Genomic DNA, 17508 nt, shown 5'->3' with positions numbered 1-17508 from the left:
ACTCACCTCAGCTTCGGGTCGAGGGCGTCGCGGACCGCGTCGCCCAGCATGATGAAGGCGAGCACGGTGATCGCCAGGGCTCCGGCCGGCCACAGGAGCATGTGGGGGGCGTTGCGGATGTAGGCGGAGGCGGCGGAGATGTCGATGCCCCAGCTGACCGTCGGGGGTTTGAGGCCGACGCCGAGGTACGACAGGGTCGCCTCCAGCGCGATGTACGTGCCGAGCGCGATGGTCGCCACGACGATCACCGGGGCGACCGCGTTGGGCGCGATGTGGCGGAGCAGGATGCGGGAGTCGGAGGCGCCCAGGGCGCGGGCCGCCTGCACGTAGTCGTTCTGCTTGGCGGTGATGACCGCACCACGTGCGATGCGGTAGATCTGCGTCCACCCGAGCAGCACCATGAACCCGACGACCGGCCAGATCGTGTTGCTGCTCACCACGGAGAGAAGGACGAGGCCGCCGAGCACGACCGGGATCGCGAAGAAGATGTCGGTGATCCGGGACATCAACGAGTCCCAGCCCCCGCTGAAGTACCCGGCGAGCCCGCCCAGGATCGAACCGAGGAGCGCGACACCGAGCGTGGCCAGGACGCCGACGCTGATGGAGACGCGGGTCCCGTACACCGTGCGCGTGTAGACGTCGCAGCCCTGGCCGTCGTAGCCGAAGGGGTGGCCGGGCTGTGAGCCCTCCTGGGCCTTGGCGAGGTCGCACTTGAGGGGGTTGCCGGAGGTGATCAGCGACGGCCAGATGGAGATGACGACCAGGAAGAGGATCACCAGCGCCGAGATGATGAAGACGGGGTTGCGGCGCAGGTCGCGCCAGGCGTCGGACCAGAGGGAGCGGGGCTTCTCCGCCGGGCCCGTGCCTTCCGGGCCACCAGGAGTCCTCTCCAGTGTCTCCGCCTCGGTCACCGCGAGGTCCATCGCGCCGCCCATGCCCGCGGAGGAGATGGCGCCCTCGGACTCGTACTGCTCAGGCATAGCGGATCCTCGGGTCGAGTACGGCGTACAGGAGGTCGACGATCAGGTTGGCGAGCAGGAAGACGAGGACGAGGACGGTCACGAAGCCGACGACGGTTTGGGTGTTCTGCCGGAGGATGCCCTGGTAGAGCTGGTAGCCGACGCCGTGGATGTTGAAGATCCGCTCGGTGACGATCGCACCGCCCATCAGCGCGCCGATGTCCGTTCCGATGAAGGTGACGACGGGGATGAGCGAGTTGCGCAGCAGGTGGCGGATGATGACCCGGCGTCGGGGCAGGCCCTTGGCGACGGCCGTGCGGACGTAGTCGGAGCGCCGGTTCTCCGCGATGGAGGTGCGGGTCAGCCGGGTCACGTAGGCGAGCGAGACGGACGCGAGGACCAGACCCGGCACGATCAGCTCGCCGAAGGTGGCGTCCGTGGAGACCGACGGTTTGATCCAGCCCCACTCGACGCCGAGGAGGAGCTGGAGCAGCAGGCCGGTGACGAAGGTGGGGACGGAGATGACGACGAGGGTGAGGACGAGGGCGGAGGTGTCGACGGCGCTCCCGCGCCGCAGCCCCGTGATGACGCCCAGCGTGACGCCGATGACGATCTCGATGAGGATCGCGACGACAGTGAGGCGGATGGTGATCGGGAACGCCGTCGCCATCAGCTCGGTGACCTTCTGGCCGTTGAACGCCGTACCGAAGTCGCCGGTGAAGACGTTCCCCATGTAGGTCAGGTATTGCTGCCAGACGGGCTTGTCGAGCCCGAACTCCTTCTTCAGCTGGGCGGCGGTGGCCGCGTCGCACTGCCGCTCGCCGCACAGGCCCGCGATGGGGTCGCCCATCACGTTCACCATCAGGAAGATCAGCAGCGTGGCCCCGATGAACACCGGGATCATCTGGAGCAGACGCCGGACCACGTACCGTCCCATGCGCGGTCAGCCGACCTTGATCTCGTTGTAGACGGGGACGCTGAACGGGTTGAGCGCGACGTTCGAGAGGCGCTCGGACCAGCCGGCGCTGCCGTTCTGGTACCAGAGCGGGATGGCGGCCATGTTGTCGCGGACGACCTTCTCGGCGTTCTGGAAGATGCCGATCGCCTTGGTGGTGTCGGTCTCCGTGTTGGCCTGGTTGACGAGCTTGTCGAAGTCCTTGTTCGACCAGTGGCCGTCGTTGGACGAGGCGTTGGTGTAGTAGAGCGGCTGGAGGAAGTTCTGGATGAGCGGGTAGTCCATCTGCCAGCCGGCCCGGAACGGACCCGACATCTTCTTCTGGGTGATCTGGGTGCGGAAGTCGGCGAAGGTGCCGACCGGGTTGCCGACGCACGCCTTGTCGTTGCCGAGCGCGTTGTTGATGGAGTTGCAGACGGCGTCAACCCACTCCTTGTGCGAGCCGGTGTCCGCGTTGTACGTGATCTTGACCTGGCCGCCGGGCAGCCCGCCGCCCTCCTTGACCAGCTTCTTGGCCTCGCTGGGGTTGTACTCGCAGCCGCTCCCGCACAGCCCGTCCTGGAAGCCGCCCTTCGTGCCGAGGACCGGGGAGGTCCAGTCGGTGGCCGGCGTCCGGGTCTTCTGGAAGATCGTGTCGGTGATCTGCTGGCGGTTGATCGCCATGGACAGGCCCTGGCGGACCTTCACCGCGCCGCTCGTGTTCCAGTCCTTGTCGTAGAAGGGGAAGGCGAGCGTCTGGATGATGCCGGCGGGGGTGTTCAGATAGCGGTCGCCGAGGTCGCTCTTGACGTTCTTGAGCTGGGCGGCCGGGACGTCGTCGACCAGGTCGAGGTTGCCGGCCATCAGGTCGGTGTAGGCGGTGTTGTTGTCGGTGTAGACCTTGAGGTCCACGCCGCCGTTCTGCGCCTTGTCGGTGCCGGGGTACGCGTCCCACTTCCGCAGGGACATCTTCGAGCCCTTGGTGTACGACTGCACGGTGTAGGGCCCGTTGCCGACCGGCTTCTTGATCCACCCGGCGTGGTCGGTGTAGAAGGCCTGGGGCAGGGGCGCGAACGCCGGGTAGCCGAGGGTGTCCGGGAAGGTCGAGAACTTCTGCGTCAGCTTGACGGTGAAGGTCCGGTCGCCGGTGACCTTCAGGCCGGTGAGCGTGTCGGCGGTCTGCGTGCCGGTTTCCGGGTGGACCTTGTCGTAGCCCTCGATGTAGCCGAAGAAGTACGCGTTCTTCTGGTTGTTCTTGAGGCTGGCGCCGTAGTTCCAGGCGTCCACGAAGGACTTGGCGGTGACGGCCTCGCCGTTGCTGAACTTCCAGCCCGCCTTGACGGTGATGGTGAAGTTCTGCGAGTCCGTGGTGTCGATCTTCTCGGCCAGCATGTCCTTGGCGGCGCCGGTCTTGGGGTCGTACCTCTTCAGCCCGCGGAAGATCATGTCGAGGACCTTGCCGCCCTGCACCTCGTTGGTGTTGGCCGGCTCCAGGGGGTTCTGCGGGTCCCCCCAGGAGGAGCTGAGCACGGCGCTGCTGTCACCACCACTGCTCCCGCTCCCGCTGTCGCCGCCGCAGCCCGTCGCGGCGAGCGCGACCGCCGCCGCGCATGCGGCCCATTTGGCGTGCGTGGCTCCACGCATGGAGTGCCTCCTCATGAATGCGCGGATACGCGCTGTGGCCGCAGCGCCGGAGCGCTGATCCGTTATCGGTCAATATCGCCACAACACGCATACAGCGCATTCCAGGCAACCCGTACGCAGGACAGCCCCACCCGTATGGGGGGCTCCACCAGCGCAAGAGGGCACGAGGACCGGCCGCCAGGAGGGCGGGCAGGGCGCGGCCCCCGGTTCCCCCGACGGGCCGTCTTGCGGTCGGAGTGCCCCGCGGCGACACTGCAGCCCCATGGCCCTTCACCTGCGCGGGACCGTACTTCCCGACGGCACGGTCCGCGACATCTGGACGCTCGGGGACCGGATCACCTTCGAGCGGCCCTCGGGACCGGCCGACACCGTGGCCGACGGGGGCTTCCTGCTGCCCGGCCTGGTCGACGTGCACACACATCCCGGCTCCCCGTCCGAGGACGAGCCGGCCTTCGACGCCGAGGTGTTCGAGTCACAGGTCACCGCACACCGCGACGCGGGGACGACGGCGTTGCGCTTCCCCGGGCTCCTGGGGGAGATACCCGCCGGGCTGCGCGAGGCACCCGGCCTGCCGCGCATGGTGAGCGCGGGGAAGTGGCTGGCCTGGGCCGGGTTGTCGAAGAGTGCTCCCTTCCACACCGTCACCGACGACCTCCCCGTGGCCGCCGTCGCCGAGGCGGGCTCCCGGGACGGCTGGTGCAAGCTCCTGGGCGACTGGGACTTCGAGGCGGACCCGGTGCCGTACGAGGTGCTGCGCGCCGTCACCGACGCCGTGCACGCGGCCGGCGGCCGGGTCGCGGTGCACTGCCAGTCCGCGCAGGGTGTGCTGAACGCGGCTCGCGCGGGCGCCGACTCCATCGAGCACGGGATGGGGATGCCGCTGGAGTGCGTGGACCTCATGGCCGGACACGGCACGGCCTACGTACCCACCCTCACCGCCTTCGCGCGCAGTGCCCCGCACCGCACCAGGGACACCTCCCGGGGCCGCCTCTGGCACGCGGGCCACGCGACCATGATCCGCCGGGTCCGCGAAGCCCATGACGCCGGTGTCACCGTCCTCGCCGGCACAGACTCCGCGCCCTTCGGCAACGTGGCCACGGAGGTCGAGCACCTGATCGCCGCGGGACTGCCCGCCGAGACCGCCGTCGGTGCGGCGAGCTGGACGGCCCGCGCCTTTCTGGGCCTGACCGCTCTCGCCGAGTCCGCTCTCGCCGACATCACCGTCTACGACGCAGACCCGCGCCGCGAACCGGCCGTGCTGCGGCATCCCCGCCGCATCGTGCTGCGCGGGCGGGTCGTCCGCTGACCGGCGGGAGCGTCACGGTGACAAACCCGGTCGCCGACCGGCGCCAGCGTTCCACCAGGACCCCTTCACCGGTCTGGACCAATATTTGCGGACTCGAACATCAACTCGCCGTTTCCGCAGGCCACGCAGGCTTCCCGTGCCGTTGACGCACCGAGACCGCCGCTGATAGACACACTCATCACCCAGCTGGCGCCACCAGGCAAAACCCGGTTCCGAAGTCCGAACAAGCCGTCCCTGTGCGAGCGATGACGCGAGGTCACGATTCATGAGCACACAAGACCAGTACGGCACCAGGCGTTCACATCCGAGAATCCCTCGACCCCGTACGCTCCGGCTCGTCGCGACCGCCGGCGCCGTCGCTCTGACGTTCTCGGCAGGCCTCGCGACTCCGCTCAACCCGGCGCCCCAGCGGGCGGAGGCCGCCGGCGGCAAGAAGGTCCTCACCGTGGCGGTCGCGCAGAGCGTCGACTCGCTGAGCCCGTTCCTGGCGGTGCGTCTGGTCAGCACGAGCATCCTGCGGCTGACGTACGAGTACCTCACGGACTACGACCCCGGTGACGCGCATCCGGTCCCCGGCCTCGCCACCAAGTGGGCGCCGTCCGCCGACAAGCTCACCTGGACGTACACCATCCGCTCCGACGCGAAGTGGTCGGACGGGCAGAAGGTGACCGCCCAGGACGCGGCCTGGACCTTCAACAAGATGATGACCGACCAGGCCGCCGCCACCGCGAACGGCAGCTTCGTCGGCAACTTCCGCAAGGTGACGGCCCCCAGCCCCACCAAGCTGGTAGTCGAGCTGAAGAAGCCGCAGGCGACGATGACCGCCCTGGACGTGCCGATCGTGCCCGAGCACGTGTGGAAGAACGTCTCGGACCTGTCGAAGTTCAACAACGACAAGTCCTTCCCCATCGTCGGCGACGGGCCGTTCGTCCTCACCGACTACAAGGCGGACAGCTACGTCCGCCTGAAGGCCAACAAGGATTTCTGGCGCGGGGCGCCCAAGTTCGACGAGCTGGTCTTCAAGTACTACAAGGACCAGGACGCGGCCGTGGCCGCCCTGCGCAAGGGCGAGGTCTCCTTCGTGGCGGGCCAGCCTGCCCTGACGCCGGCTCAGGCCACCTCGCTCAAGGGCCAGAAGGACATCAAGGTCAACGACGCTCCCGGCCGCCGTTTCTACGCCCTCGCCACCAACCCGGGAGCCCGGGCGAAGAACGGCCGGAAGTTCGGCGACGGCGACCCGTCCCTGCTGGACCAACGCGTGCGGAACGCCCTGTTCATGGCCGTGGACCGCAAGACCCTCATCGACAAGGTGTTCCAGGGGCACGCGGTCGAGGGCCAGGGCTACATCCCACCGCGCTTCTCGACGTACTTCTGGAAGCCGTCGGCGAGCCAGACGCTCTCCTACGACCCCACGAAGGCCGGCCAACTCCTCGACCAGGCCGGATACAAGAAGAAGGCCGACGGCAAGCGGGTCGGCAAGGACGGGAAGCCGCTCCACTACCGCGTGCTGTGCCACGCCACCGACCCCAACGACAAGGCCGTGGGCCAGTACCTCAAGGAGTGGTGGGCGGGGCTCGGCATCGGCATGACGCTCGACTGCCTGGACAACGTCACCGACCCCTGGCTCGCCGGCAAGTACGACCTCGCCTTCGACGGCTGGTCGGTCAACCCGGACCCCGACTTCGTCCTGTCCATCCACACCTGCGCCGCCCTGCCCGCCACCCCGAAGGACACCGGCGCGACCGACAACTTCATCTGCGACAAGACGTACGACGAGCTGTACGCCAAGCAGCTCGCCGAGTACGACTCGGCCAAACGGGCCGACATCGTCCAGCAGATGGAGTCGCGACTGTACGACCTGGGGTACATGAACGTCATGGCGTATCCGAACGCCGTCGAGGCCTACCGCACCGACCAGATCCAGTCGATCGAGACGATGCCCAGGGCCGCCGGCAACATCTACGGCCAGGACGGCTACTGGAGCTGGTGGTCGGCCGTTCCGGCGGATTCCGACTCCTCCTCCGGGGGCTCCTCGACCGGGGTGATCGTCGGTGTCGTCGCGGGCGTCGTGGTCCTCGCCGGCGCCGGATTCCTCTTCGCCAGGCGCCGCGGCGCCACCGCCGACGACCGCGAGTAGCCGATGCAGCCGACAGCCCCTGACGCAGCGTCCGCCTCGGTCGACAAGGCCGCCGTACCGGTTCCCGCCCCTCCGGCGGTCCGCGGGCCGCGATCGCGCACCACCACCGCGTATCTGCGCTACGGGGCGGGCAAGGCGGGCGGTGCCGCCGTGTCGCTGCTCGCCGTCCTGGTCACCGGGTTCTTCCTGTTCCGGCTGATCCCCGGTGACCCGGTCAAGACCATGACCGGCGGCCGTCAGGTCTCTGCGCAGCAACTGGCCGCGTATCGGAAGGAGTTCGGGCTCGACCTGCCGCTGTGGCAACAGTTCACGGACTACTGCGGCAAGGCGCTCACCGGTGACCTGGGCACGTCGTACCAGTTCCACACCCCCGTCATCGACAAGATCACCGAGGCGCTGCCGAACACACTGCTGCTGACCGGCACGGCCTTCGTGCTCTACACCGCGCTCGGCATGTTCCTCGGCACCCGCTCGGCCTGGCGGCGCGGCGGCCTCGGCGACCGGCTGAACACCGGTCTGGCGCTGACCCTGTACTCCGTCCCGTCGTTCTGGCTGGGCCTGCTGATCATCATCGTGTTCGGCGTGGGCCTCGGCCCCGTCCCCGGGCTGTTCCCGACCGGCGGCATGGAGTCGGGCGGCAAGGAGGGCTTCGCCTACGTCCTCGACGTCGCCCACCACCTCGTACTGCCCGTGATCACACTGGTCGCGGTCGAGTACGGGCAGACGCTGCTGGTCACCCGCTCGGCGCTGCTCGACGAGATGGGCAGCGACTACCTGACCACCGCCCGCGCCAAGGGCCTCAGGGACGACCTGGTCCGGCGCCGGCACGCCGTACCGAACGCGCTGCTGCCCACGGTCACCCTGGTTTTCGTCAACCTCGGCCGGACCGTCGCCGGCGTCATCCTGGTCGAGACCGTCTTCTCCTGGCCGGGCCTCGGCGGACTGTTCTACCAGGCGCTGAGCGTGCCCGACCTGCCCCTGGTGCAGGGGCTGTTCCTCTTCTTCGCCTCGGCGGTGATCGTCATGAACACACTGGCCGACCTGCTCTATCCGCTGCTCGACCCCAGGGTGGGCCGATGACGACCGAAGCCCCTCCCCCGGTGCCCGGGATCCGGCCCGCCGGACCGCGGGCGCTGGCCCGGCAGCGCCGCCGCCGCTCCGTCCTACGGTTCTGGCGGGAGTACCGCACCCATCGCGTCGGACTGGTCGGGCTGGCCGCGCTCGCCCTGTTCGCGCTGCTCGCGCTGACGGCGCCGTTGACGGTCGGCTCGGACGTGGCCGGGGTGACCCACGCGCCGGGCAGCCCGCTGGAGTCCCCGAGCGGTGAATTCCCGCTGGGCACCGACCGGTTCGGACGGAATCTGCTGGGCCTGGTGGTGTGGGGCTCACGGGTCTCGCTGCTGGTCGGGCTGTTCGCGGCCGTGCTGTCGGTGGTGATCGGCACGCTCGTCGGGATCACGGCCGGGCACTTCCGGGGGGCGTACGCGACCGTGCTGATGCGCGTGACGGACTGGTTCCTGGTGATGCCGGCGCTGGTGCTGGCCATCGCGCTGGCCACCGTCATGTCCCGCTCCCTCGGCACGGTGATCCTCGCGATCGGTGTCACCTCCTGGCCGACGACGGCCCGGTTGGTGCGTGCGCAGACACTCGCGGTGGAGTCCCGGCCGTACATCGAGCGGGCCAAGGCGCTCGGCGGCGGCCACTGGCATGTGATGACCCGGCATGTGCTGCCCAACGTGATGCCGCTTGTCCTCGCCCAGACGACCCTGATGATCTCCTCCTCCGTCCTCGCCGAGGCGACGCTGGCGTTCCTGGGCCTCGGTGATCCGACGGTCATCTCGTGGGGCGGCCTGCTGCAGGACGCGCGCGAGGCGGGTGCGGTCAGTTCGGGCGACTGGTGGTACCTGGTGCCGCCGGGCATCGCTATCGCGGTGGTCGCGCTGGCGTTCACGCTGTGCGGGCGCGCGGTGGAGTCCGTTCTCAACCCCAGGCTGGGGGTGGCCCGTTGACGCTGCTGGAGGTCCGGAACCTGGAGGTGACCTACCCGGGCGGGGTGGCGGCCGTACGGGGCGTGGACCTGTCCCTCGACGCGGGCCGCAAGCTCGGTGTCGCGGGCGAGTCGGGCTGCGGCAAGTCCACGCTGGCACTCTCGCTGCTCAGGCTGCTGCCGGCCCAGGCCCGGGTGTCCGGGGAGATCCTGCTGGACGGCGAGGACGTCCTGACGATGCGCTGGGGGCAGGTGCGGGCGGTGCGCTGGGCGGGCGCCTCGATCGTCTTCCAGGGGGCGATGCACTCGCTCAACCCGGTGCACCGGATCGGCGACCAGATCGCCGAGCCGATACTGCTGCACGGCAAAGCGACCGCGGCGGCGGCGAGGAAGCGGACCGGTGAGCTGCTGGAGCAGGTGGGGCTGCCGGTGTCCCGGGCCTCCGCGTATCCGCACGAACTCTCCGGCGGCCAGCGCCAGCGCGTCATGATCGCCATGGCGCTCGCCTGCGACCCGCGGCTGATCATCGCCGACGAGCCGACGACGGCGCTGGACGTGATGATCCAGGCGCAGATCCTGCGGCTGATCGAACAGCTCGTCGCAGAGCAGGACGTAGGTCTGATCATGATCAGCCACGACCTCGCGGTCCTCGCCGACACCTGCGACCGTCTCGCGGTGATGTACGCGGGCCGGATCGTCGAGGAGGGCCCCGCCCGGCAGGTCTACGAGGATGCCCGGCACCCGTACGCCAAGGCCCTGTCGGCGGCGTTCCCGAGGATCGGCGACCCGGCCTCCCGGTTCGCCCCGCGCGGCCTGGCCGGCGACCCGCCCGACCCGTCCGCCGTGCCGTCCGGCTGCGCCTTCCATCCGCGCTGCCCCGAAGCACTGGCCGCGTGCGCCACCGAGGACCAGGCACTGCGGGACGCCGGCCCCGGACGGCAGGCGGCCTGCGTGCACGTGGGGCCGACGGTCCCGGGGCCCACCGCGTCGGCCGAGGACGCGAGGAGCACGACATGACGACAACACCCCCGCAATCGCCACTGCTCAGCGCCCAGGAACTGCACGTGACCTTCCCCGGACGGCACGGCGCCGCGCCCGTACGGGCCGTGGACGGCGTCGAGTTGGACATCCGGGCCGGCGAAATCGTGGCGCTGGTCGGTGAGTCGGGCTGCGGCAAGACGACGCTGGCGCGGGCGCTGCTCGGCCTGGTGGAGCCGACGGCAGGACGGGTCGGCTTCGCCGGACAGCCACTGGCGTACTCCTCCCGGGCCCTGAAGGCGTACCGCAGGCGGGTCCAGTTGGTGCTGCAGGATCCGAGCGGGTCGCTGAATCCGCGGCACACCGTGTACGAAGCGGTGGCCGAGGGGCTGCGGATCCACGGGTACGCGGGGGACGAACGGGCGGCGGTCGCCGAGGCGCTGTCCCGTGCGGGCCTGCGCCCTCCGGAGCGCTTCTTCCTGCGCTATCCGCACGAGCTGTCCGGCGGCCAGCGCCAGCGCGTCGTCATCGCGGGCGCGCTGGTCCTCGAACCCGAACTCCTCGTCGCCGACGAGCCGGTGGCCTCGCTGGACGCCTCCGTGCGCGGCGAGATCCTGGCCCTGCTGCTGCGCCTGCGCACCGAACTGGGCCTGTCCGCGCTGGTGGTGACCCATGACCTGGGCCTGGCATGGAACATCGCCGACCGGGTCGCGGTGATGTACCTGGGCCGGATCGTGGAGACGGGCGAGGTGGAGCAGGTGCTGACGGCTCCTCGCCACCCGTACACCCAGGCACTGTTGTCGGTGCTGCCGGAGGCCCAGGGCGATCCGGTGGTCCTGACGGGCGAGCCCCCGGACCCGTCTTGCGTCCCTTCCGGGTGTCGCTTCCACGCCCGTTGTCAGGTGCTGGCCAGCGGGGAGGCGGAGCGGGCTGGTGTCGCGGACGCGTGCCGGAACCAGGATCTGGAGGTGCTGGGCGGGGGCGGCGGGGAGCAGGTGGCGTGTCACTGGGCACGGGCGCGGACTGCTGTCAGACGGCCTACCTGAGGGCTGTCCCGTAAGTGACCTCGGAGTAGTACCGACAGGCCCGCACCTGCCCAGGCGCGGGCCTGCGTCGCAATCGGGCAGGGCCGATGCGGGTCACTCCATGAACAACTCCCCCGCGTCCATCGCGTGGACAGCCCGCTGCGCCCAGACCTCCAGTTGGCCCATGTCCGTGCAGGCTTCCACCCGCTCCCGGACGGCGTCGGGCACGGGGATACCACGCCATTCCAGGATGTGGAGAATCATCTCGACGCCGTGCTGGATACGGCCTTGCTCTCGGCCCTCCTCCCGCACCTGCTCGGCCAGCGGATGCCGCCAGAAGTACTGGATCGCTGTCATCAGGTCCCTCCACATCTGCTTCACCTGGGGGTCGGCCAGGCATGAGTCGACGAACTGCGCGAAGGCCGCGGCACTGTCTGCGTCGACAGTCTTCAGGGCGGCTGCCAGCGATTCCAGTATGGCGGCAGCCTTCGGCCCCCGCCCATGCGTCATGGCCGAGAGCACCGCAAGCGGTACGTCCCGTTCGGCCTCCTGCGCATCGGCGATCACCGGCACGTTGTCCGGTCCGAGCACGAGCGGCCGGACCGTCAAGGAGGGCCGGCCGGGCACGCCGAGATGGATGGGCTCGGCCGCCCAGCGGGCCGTGGCGCTGGACTGCGTGGTGACGATGAGCACGGGCTCGCAGCGGTACTTCTCGTACAGGTATGAGAGGTAGTACGGCCAGCTGCCGCGCTTGGCCTCGTCCTTCCGCCGCTGTGACTCGACGACCAGAAGGTAGGGGCCGTCGTCGGTCTCCGCGCGTAACAGCGTGTCCACGCGCCGCTCGACCGGTTCGATCTCGGTGAGGTCGATGTTCATGCCGGCGAATTCCCGCGGCTCGGGAAAGGCGACACCCAGCACCTGCTGCAGGGCCCGCGTCAGCAGCGCGGGGTCCTTCTGGAAGATCCGGTGCATCGCCTCGTGCAATGAGCTGACCATCGGCTCTCCTTTCTTTCCGGCGTTGATCAACGAGCTACGAGACGGCCAGGTCACACCAGATGAATTTGCCTCGGTCACCGAACCGGGCCGACGGCTGCCAGCCCCAGTTGTCCGCGCAGGCCGCGACCAGCCCGAGCCCCCGCCCCTCCTCCAGGTCCCCGACCTCGTTCAACGACCTTGGCGGCTCCGGCGGTTCGGGGTCGGCGTCCCACGCCCCGATCCACACCGCACTCTCCGGGGACCGGCGGACCCTGAGGGCGGCGGGCCCCTTGGGGTGGCGTACGGCGTTGGCGACCAACTCCGTCGCGAGGAGTTCGGCCGTGTCCACCAGCCCGATCAGGCCGTGCATGGTCAGGATCAGGCGCAGGGTGCGGCGGCAGACGGTGACGGCTCTGAGGTCGTTCGGGATGTAGAGGGTGTAGTCCCAGGTTTCGGGCATGCGTCAACTCCGTTCAGAGGGAGGGGATCTCACGCGCGGTGGCATTGCCGCAGCCGTCACGGCAGGACGGAGCAGTGCGCTTCCGCTGCGTGAGCGTCACATCACCGACGGTAGGTCTATATCTACATGTCTTGCAAGCTGGTCGCGTAATCTGCCCCTCGAATGTGTCGCGCCCACAGGCGCGTTGGGAGCAAGGAGCAGTCAATGGCCCTGAGGCGCGAGCCAACAGCACGTCAGATGCGCCTGGCGGTTGAGCTACGCAGGCTGAGAGAGGCCGCGGGCCTAAACGCCCGCCAGGCAGCAGCTCTGCTCGAAGTGAGCCCTGCTCAGATCACACATATCGAGTCGGCACTCGCAGGGGTGAGCGAGAAGCGACTCCACCGACTCGCATCCCACTACGCCTGCACGGACACGGAGTTCATCGACGCCCTGGTCGCCATGGCCACCGACCGAACACGCGGCTGGTGGGAGGAGTACCAAGGCCGGCTGCCCGCACCGTTCCTCGACCTCGCCGAGCTGGAGCACCATGCCGCGTTTCTGCGTGAGGTCCAGTTCCTATTCATCCCTGGTCCACTTCAGACAGAGGACTACGCGCGGGCAGTCTTCAACTACCGGGTTCCCGAACTCCCCCAGGAAGAGCTTGAGTTGCGCGTGCGCCACCGGATGCAGCGCAAGGTCCTCCTCAAGAGCACCCCGTACGAAGCGGTCATCCACGAGGCGGCACTGCGTATCAACGTCAGCGACCGCGTTGCCTCACGAGGCCAGCTCTCCCGCCTCGTCGAACTCTCCGAAGCGGATCACATCACGGTACGGGTCATCCCCTTCACCCTGGAGGGCTTCGCCGGTGCCGCTAGTGCCATGGTGTACGCGGGCGGCGCCGTACCCAAGCTGGACACCGTCATACAAGATGCGCCGCACAGCACCGCCTTCATCGACTCCGAGGCCGAACTGGACGCCTTTCGAACGCTCTTCCGTAAGGTGGAGGACGCGTCACTCGAACCGGAACGGTCGCGCGACCTCATCCACCGGCTGACGAAAGAGCTGTGAAACACCCCATGGACACCCCAGACAACTGGCGGAAGTCGTCCTACTCGGGCCCGGGCGACGGCAACTCCTGCGTGGAAATCGCAAACGACCTCACCCGAATGGCGATACGCGACTCCAAGATCCCGACTGGAGCGATCCTCACCTTCCCGACCGGTGCCTTCACCTCCTTCATCGAAGGGCTGAAGCTCGCGACCTCGGGCCGCAGCCGACACCTTGCCCAGTGACACGGTGTTCCTGGACGGCGAGCTGACCCGTCAGGAGTTGGCCCACCAGGTGCCGGCCCGGGCCGAGCCGAACGAACTTCCGGGGAGTGACCGCGGTAGTCGCTGCTGCGGTCAGCCGCTGTCCTGCTGAGCCTTGGCGTGTCCCAGCCGATAGGAGTCGGTACCGGTCCCGAAGGTGTTGCCGCCGAAGGCGAGCCGGATCAGGATCGCCGTGCAGAGCCGGGGACCGATGGAGGTCTTCTTCCACCCTCCAAATGATTCGTTGGAAGCAATGGCCACCGACGCCTTCTCTTCCCACTCGGTTAACCCAAGTTGCCACGTCGAGCCACGAACTGCCGTCAAAGCCAGCGGGGATGCGGATATCGGCCTCGGGCATAGCGCGGATCCCTTCACCCACCCTCAGGGGCGGTACGCGTCCGTACCCACTTCCAGGAATCCGCAAAACCGGTTCCTGAACCCTTTAGGTGACGCCCCCTCACAACGACAGCTCCCCGGCCACCAGCTCGACTTCGAAGCCGTCGGTGTTCGCAAGGCAGGCCGCGTAGTGCTCCGGGTCGCCCGCGTGGGGGTATTTTCTCGGCGACGTGCGGCGACCAGTCGTGCGCGGGGCCGGCCTCGGCCAGTGCGTCGACCTGCGAGGGCGGTCCGGCGTGGAACGCCAGGTGATTGAGGCCGGGGCGCATGCGGCCTTGGGTGCCGGAGCTCATCGTGGGCGACTGCTCCAGGACCAGGCAGGTCGGACCGAGGAGCCGGAGCCGACCCATTCGCCAGCAGCGCGGGAGGGTCGGCGATCCATAACTCGACATGATGGAGCAAACCATCTACTTCCCCTCCTTGCGATCGAAAGCGAGCACCCTTCCTCAGCGACAGCTCAAACCTTGATCAAACCCCTTGCACCCTCATCAACCTTTCATAGATCATTTAGCTCGGCGGCATGGCCGAGGGCAGAAAGCGACCACGCCCCGAGACCAAGCACCAAAAACGAGGGAATCAAATGAAGACAAGTACACGGCGCTTGATCATCGCCTCTGCGTCCGCCGCGACGACGCTGTTGGTCTTCGTCGGACAGGCGTCGGCCACGACCAAACTTGCAACGACCACCACTGCCAAGCGCACTTCTACAGCTCATAGCTACAAGAGCGAGCAACTGAGCATCGACGCTGCAGGGCAGGCGACTTGCAAGAAGGGCAATCAGTTCACCGCGACGGCCACGTGGAGCCTCGGCAAGGTGACAAAGTCCAGCGCTTACATCAAGCAGCTCAGCGTGAAATACACGGCACCTATCGCGGGTAAGAGCGTCAACGTCGGCCGCATAAACCTTGTGAACGGCAACAACAAGGTTGTCTACGGAACAGACGGCCGGTATGTCGTCACCATCGATGGCGGCACGTCCACGACCCAGACTTACCCCATCAAGAAGACAGTGACCTTCAACGACAAGCAGATCCAATTTCGCCGCTACTTCGAGGTGAATGGAGTCGGGAACGAGGCTCAATGGTGCGGGGGAACCGCCGAATTCGCCTTCATCCTGAAGTCCAAGGCCTGATCCAACTCGAGTGACTCCAACCGGCCGGGTCCCGGCACCGTGTGGCGGTGCCGGGACCCAGTTCCGTCATGGAGGTCACACCGCGTTGACGACGTCCTTCTCCTCGGCGAAGTGGCACGCCGACTCGTGGGCCGCCGGCGAGTCGGCGCCCTTGAAGCGCTCCGGGATCGCCAGCAGCGGGATCTCCTCGGCGCACTTGTCCTGCGCCTTCCAGCAACGGGTGCGGAAGCGGCAGCCCGAGGGCGGGTTGGCCGGGGACGGCACATCGCCGGTGAGGATGATCCGCTCGCGGTGCTCGCGGGCCTCCGGGTCCGGAACCGGGACAGCCGACAGCAGCGCCTGGGTGTAGGGGTGCGTCGGGTGCTCGTAGATCTGCTCGTCGGTGCCGATCTCGGCCATCTTGCCGAGGTACATCACACCGACACGGTCCGAGATGTGGCGGACGATCGACAGGTCGTGTGCGATGAAGATGTACGACAGGTTGAACTCGTCCTGCAGCCCCTCCATCAGGTTGATGACCTGCGCCTGCACCGACACGTCCAGCGCCGACACCGGCTCGTCGCAGATGATGACCTCGGGGTTGAGGGCAAGTCCGCGGGCGATGCCGATGCGCTGGCGCTGACCGCCGGAGAACTGGTGCGGATAGCGGTTGATGTACTCGGGGTTGAGCCCGACGACGTCCAGCAGCTCCTTCACCTTGCGGCGCCGGTCGCCCTTCGGTGCCACCTCGGGGTGGATGTCGAAGGGCTCCCCGATGATGTCGCCCACCGTCATACGGGGGTTGAGGGAGGTGTACGGGTCCTGGAAGATCATCTGGATGTTCCGGCGGACGGCCTTGAGCGCCTTGCCGGACAGCTTGGTGATGTCCTGGCCCTTGTAGAAGACCTCGCCGGACGTCGCCCGCTCCAGGCTCATCAGCAGCTTGGCCACGGTCGACTTGCCGCAGCCGGACTCGCCGACGATGCCCAGCGTCTCGCCCTGGTACAGGTCGAAGGAGATGCCGTCAACGGCCTTCACGGCGCCGACCTGCCGCTTGATGACGATGCCCATGGTCAGCGGGAAGTGCTTCACCAGGTTGCGGACCTGCAGAATCGGCTCGCCGCGCTCCACGTGTGCGTCGAGGGCGGCGACCGCCTCTTCCTCCGAACGCGCGTCGACGGCGTCCACCTCGGAGACGTTCGGCGTCGCGTCCGTGGGCGCGTCGGTCTTGGTCGACTCAGCCATGGATCGTCTCCTTCCAGAAGTGGCACGCGCTGGCGCGGCCCGGCAGTTCCGTTCCGTCCCGCTCGGTCACCGGGACCAGCAACGGACGGTCGGCGCGGCAGATGTCCTGCGCCTTCTCGCACCGCGGGTTGAAGGCACAACCGCTCGGCACCTTCAGCAGGTTGGGCGGCAGACCCTTGATCGCGTAGAGGTCCTGGCCCTTCTGGTCCAGACGCGGGATCGAGTCGAGCAGGCCTCGGGTGTAGGGGTGCGCGGGGCGCTTGTACAGCTCGTGCACCGGCGCCGTCTCCACGATGCGTCCCGCGTACATCACCGCGATCTTGTCGGCGACGTCCGCCACGACACCCAGGTCGTGGGTGATGAGGATGAGCCCCATCTGGTACTCGCGCTGCAACTCCGCGAGCAGGTCCATCACCTGGGCCTGCACCGTCACGTCGAGCGCCGTGGTGGGCTCGTCGGCGATGATCAGGTCGGGCTCCAGCGCGAGCGCCATCGCGATCATGATGCGCTGGCGCATACCGCCCGAGAACTGGTGCGGGTAGTCGTTCACACGGGCCGCGGCGGCCGGGATCTTCACCCGGTCCATCAACTCGATGGCCTTGGCCTTGGCCTGCTTCTTCGAGAGGCCCTGGTGGACGCGGAACATCTCGCCCAGCTGGTATCCCACGCTGAGCACGGGGTTGAGCGAGGACAGCGCGTCCTGGAAGATCATCGCGATCCGCGCGCCGCGCAGCTTGCGCCGCTCCTCGCCCGACATGACGAGCATGTCCTGGCCGTAGAAGCGGATCTCGCCCTGGGGGATGCGGGCCGGCGGCATGTCGAGGATGCCCATGATCGCCTGCGCGGTCACGGACTTGCCGGAGCCGGACTCGCCGAGCACGGCGAGGGTCTCTCCGGAGTTCACGGAGTAGTTGACGCCGTTGACGGCGCGGACCACACCCTCGCGGGTCTGGAACTCGACGTGCAGGTCACGCACTTCGAGCAGTGGGCCGGTCCGCTCCGGGTCGCCGGGCCTCGGAGCCGGGATGGCGTCCGTCGGGTCGATGATGGTCACGTACGCCT

General features: G+C 68.3%; 16 protein-coding genes and 1 pseudogene. 9 read left to right on the top strand and 8 right to left on the bottom strand.

The genetic code is table 11. From position 1 onward, the window contains the following. Window positions 1-2 precede the first annotated feature (2 nt). Genes OG870_RS30205 through OG870_RS30195 form a run of 3 tightly spaced genes read right to left on the bottom strand, consistent with a single transcriptional unit; the run spans window position 3 to window position 3537 of the window. Window positions 3-980, bottom strand: a complete 978-nt coding sequence (locus tag OG870_RS30205) for an ABC transporter permease (RefSeq protein ID WP_266589738.1) — start codon at window positions 978-980, stop codon at window positions 3-5. Beyond that, on the bottom strand, window positions 973-1896 hold the full coding sequence (locus OG870_RS30200) for an ABC transporter permease (protein WP_266521070.1): 924 nt from the start codon (window positions 1894-1896) through the stop codon (window positions 973-975). Before OG870_RS30200 ends, OG870_RS30205 begins: the two co-directional genes overlap by 8 nt. Before the next feature lie 6 nt (window positions 1897-1902). Then, entirely contained in the window at window positions 1903-3537 is a 1635-nt protein-coding gene (locus OG870_RS30195; protein ID WP_266521069.1) for a peptide ABC transporter substrate-binding protein, read from the bottom strand. Window positions 3538-3799: 262 nt separating this feature from the next. On the opposite strand from OG870_RS30195, the gene OG870_RS30190 reads away from it, so the two are divergent. From OG870_RS30190 to OG870_RS30165, 6 genes are all read left to right on the top strand, one after another. Beyond that, window positions 3800-4843, top strand: coding sequence for an amidohydrolase family protein (locus OG870_RS30190; RefSeq protein ID WP_266844074.1), 1044 nt, complete (start codon window positions 3800-3802; stop codon window positions 4841-4843). A 265-nt stretch (window positions 4844-5108) separates the two neighbouring features. Further along, the gene (locus tag OG870_RS30185; RefSeq protein ID WP_266589733.1) at window positions 5109-6980 is read left to right on the top strand and encodes an ABC transporter substrate-binding protein; all 1872 of its coding nucleotides are present in this window, start codon (window positions 5109-5111) and stop codon (window positions 6978-6980) included. 3 nt (window positions 6981-6983) lie between these two features. Next, on the top strand, window positions 6984-8060 hold the full coding sequence (locus OG870_RS30180; RefSeq protein WP_266521065.1) for an ABC transporter permease: 1077 nt from the start codon (window positions 6984-6986) through the stop codon (window positions 8058-8060). Then, complete coding sequence (locus tag OG870_RS30175; RefSeq protein ID WP_266521063.1) at window positions 8057-8989, top strand: ABC transporter permease; 933 nt, start codon at window positions 8057-8059, stop codon at window positions 8987-8989. Before OG870_RS30180 ends, OG870_RS30175 begins: the two co-directional genes overlap by 4 nt. Further along, entirely contained in the window at window positions 8986-9984 is a 999-nt protein-coding gene (locus OG870_RS30170; RefSeq protein ID WP_327691707.1) for an ABC transporter ATP-binding protein, read from the top strand. Before OG870_RS30175 ends, OG870_RS30170 begins: the two co-directional genes overlap by 4 nt. Beyond that, a complete protein-coding gene (locus tag OG870_RS30165) occupies window positions 9981-10991 on the top strand; it encodes an oligopeptide/dipeptide ABC transporter ATP-binding protein (RefSeq protein WP_266844081.1) in 1011 nt (336 codons plus the stop codon). Before OG870_RS30170 ends, OG870_RS30165 begins: the two co-directional genes overlap by 4 nt. A gap of 93 nt (window positions 10992-11084) precedes the next feature. On the opposite strand, the gene OG870_RS30160 is transcribed toward OG870_RS30165, so the two are convergent. Both OG870_RS30160 and OG870_RS30155 read right to left on the bottom strand, forming a co-directional pair. Then, complete coding sequence (locus OG870_RS30160; protein WP_266844083.1) at window positions 11085-11966, bottom strand: hypothetical protein; 882 nt, start codon at window positions 11964-11966, stop codon at window positions 11085-11087. Window positions 11967-12000: 34 nt separating this feature from the next. Next, the gene (locus tag OG870_RS30155) at window positions 12001-12405 is read right to left on the bottom strand and encodes an ATP-binding protein (RefSeq protein ID WP_266844085.1); all 405 of its coding nucleotides are present in this window, start codon (window positions 12403-12405) and stop codon (window positions 12001-12003) included. Window positions 12406-12609: 204 nt separating this feature from the next. Between OG870_RS30155 and OG870_RS30150 the strand changes: the two genes are divergently transcribed. Next, window positions 12610-13452 carry a helix-turn-helix domain-containing protein gene (locus tag OG870_RS30150; RefSeq protein WP_266844087.1) on the top strand — a complete coding sequence of 281 codons (843 nt, stop codon included), beginning with the start codon at window positions 12610-12612 and terminating at the stop codon, window positions 13450-13452. An 8-nt stretch (window positions 13453-13460) separates the two neighbouring features. Then, window positions 13461-13676: a DUF397 domain-containing protein gene (locus OG870_RS30145; protein ID WP_266844089.1), complete on the top strand. Its 216-nt coding sequence runs from the start codon at window positions 13461-13463 to the stop codon at window positions 13674-13676. A gap of 111 nt (window positions 13677-13787) precedes the next feature. Here OG870_RS30145 and OG870_RS30140 read toward each other — a convergent pair. Next, window positions 13788-13982, bottom strand: a pseudogene (locus OG870_RS30140) (ATP-binding protein); the annotation flags it as partial. Window positions 13983-14610: 628 nt separating this feature from the next. Between OG870_RS30140 and OG870_RS30135 the strand changes: the two are divergent. Next, window positions 14611-15222, top strand: a complete 612-nt coding sequence (locus OG870_RS30135; protein WP_266844091.1) for a hypothetical protein — start codon at window positions 14611-14613, stop codon at window positions 15220-15222. A gap of 75 nt (window positions 15223-15297) precedes the next feature. On the opposite strand, the gene OG870_RS30130 is transcribed toward OG870_RS30135, so the two are convergent. Together OG870_RS30130 and OG870_RS30125 are read right to left on the bottom strand one after the other, a co-directional pair. Then, the gene (locus OG870_RS30130; protein WP_323178451.1) at window positions 15298-16446 is read right to left on the bottom strand and encodes an ABC transporter ATP-binding protein; all 1149 of its coding nucleotides are present in this window, start codon (window positions 16444-16446) and stop codon (window positions 15298-15300) included. Then, complete coding sequence (locus OG870_RS30125; RefSeq protein ID WP_266521055.1) at window positions 16439-17500, bottom strand: ABC transporter ATP-binding protein; 1062 nt, start codon at window positions 17498-17500, stop codon at window positions 16439-16441. Before OG870_RS30125 ends, OG870_RS30130 begins: the two co-directional genes overlap by 8 nt. Between the last annotated feature and the right edge of the window lie 8 nt (window positions 17501-17508).

The organism is Streptomyces sp. NBC_00461 (assembly GCF_036013935.1).
Classification (GTDB): Bacteria; Actinomycetota; Actinomycetes; order Streptomycetales; family Streptomycetaceae; genus Streptomyces.
This window is presented reverse-complemented; position numbering and strand designations above follow the sequence as displayed.

Bases quoted from the DNA above. Each gene is read 5' to 3' on its own strand.
- OG870_RS30205 (WP_266589738.1), bottom strand. From the start codon at position 980: ATGCCTGAGCAGTACGAGTCCGAGGGCGCCATCTCCTCCGCGGGCATG.
- OG870_RS30200 (WP_266521070.1), bottom strand. From the start codon at position 1,896: ATGGGACGGTACGTGGTCCGGCGTCTGCTCCAGATGATCCCGGTGTTC.
- OG870_RS30195 (WP_266521069.1), bottom strand. From the start codon at position 3,537: ATGCGTGGAGCCACGCACGCCAAATGGGCCGCATGCGCGGCGGCGGTC.
- OG870_RS30190 (WP_266844074.1), top strand. From the start codon at position 3,800: ATGGCCCTTCACCTGCGCGGGACCGTACTTCCCGACGGCACGGTCCGC.
- OG870_RS30185 (WP_266589733.1), top strand. From the start codon at position 5,109: ATGAGCACACAAGACCAGTACGGCACCAGGCGTTCACATCCGAGAATC.
- OG870_RS30180 (WP_266521065.1), top strand. From the start codon at position 6,984: ATGCAGCCGACAGCCCCTGACGCAGCGTCCGCCTCGGTCGACAAGGCC.
- OG870_RS30175 (WP_266521063.1), top strand. From the start codon at position 8,057: ATGACGACCGAAGCCCCTCCCCCGGTGCCCGGGATCCGGCCCGCCGGA.
- OG870_RS30165 (WP_266844081.1), top strand. From the start codon at position 9,981: ATGACGACAACACCCCCGCAATCGCCACTGCTCAGCGCCCAGGAACTG.
- OG870_RS30160 (WP_266844083.1), bottom strand. From the start codon at position 11,966: ATGGTCAGCTCATTGCACGAGGCGATGCACCGGATCTTCCAGAAGGAC.
- OG870_RS30155 (WP_266844085.1), bottom strand. From the start codon at position 12,405: ATGCCCGAAACCTGGGACTACACCCTCTACATCCCGAACGACCTCAGA.
- OG870_RS30150 (WP_266844087.1), top strand. From the start codon at position 12,610: ATGGCCCTGAGGCGCGAGCCAACAGCACGTCAGATGCGCCTGGCGGTT.
- OG870_RS30145 (WP_266844089.1), top strand. From the start codon at position 13,461: ATGGACACCCCAGACAACTGGCGGAAGTCGTCCTACTCGGGCCCGGGC.
- OG870_RS30135 (WP_266844091.1), top strand. From the start codon at position 14,611: ATGGCCGAGGGCAGAAAGCGACCACGCCCCGAGACCAAGCACCAAAAA.
- OG870_RS30130 (WP_323178451.1), bottom strand. From the start codon at position 16,446: ATGGCTGAGTCGACCAAGACCGACGCGCCCACGGACGCGACGCCGAAC.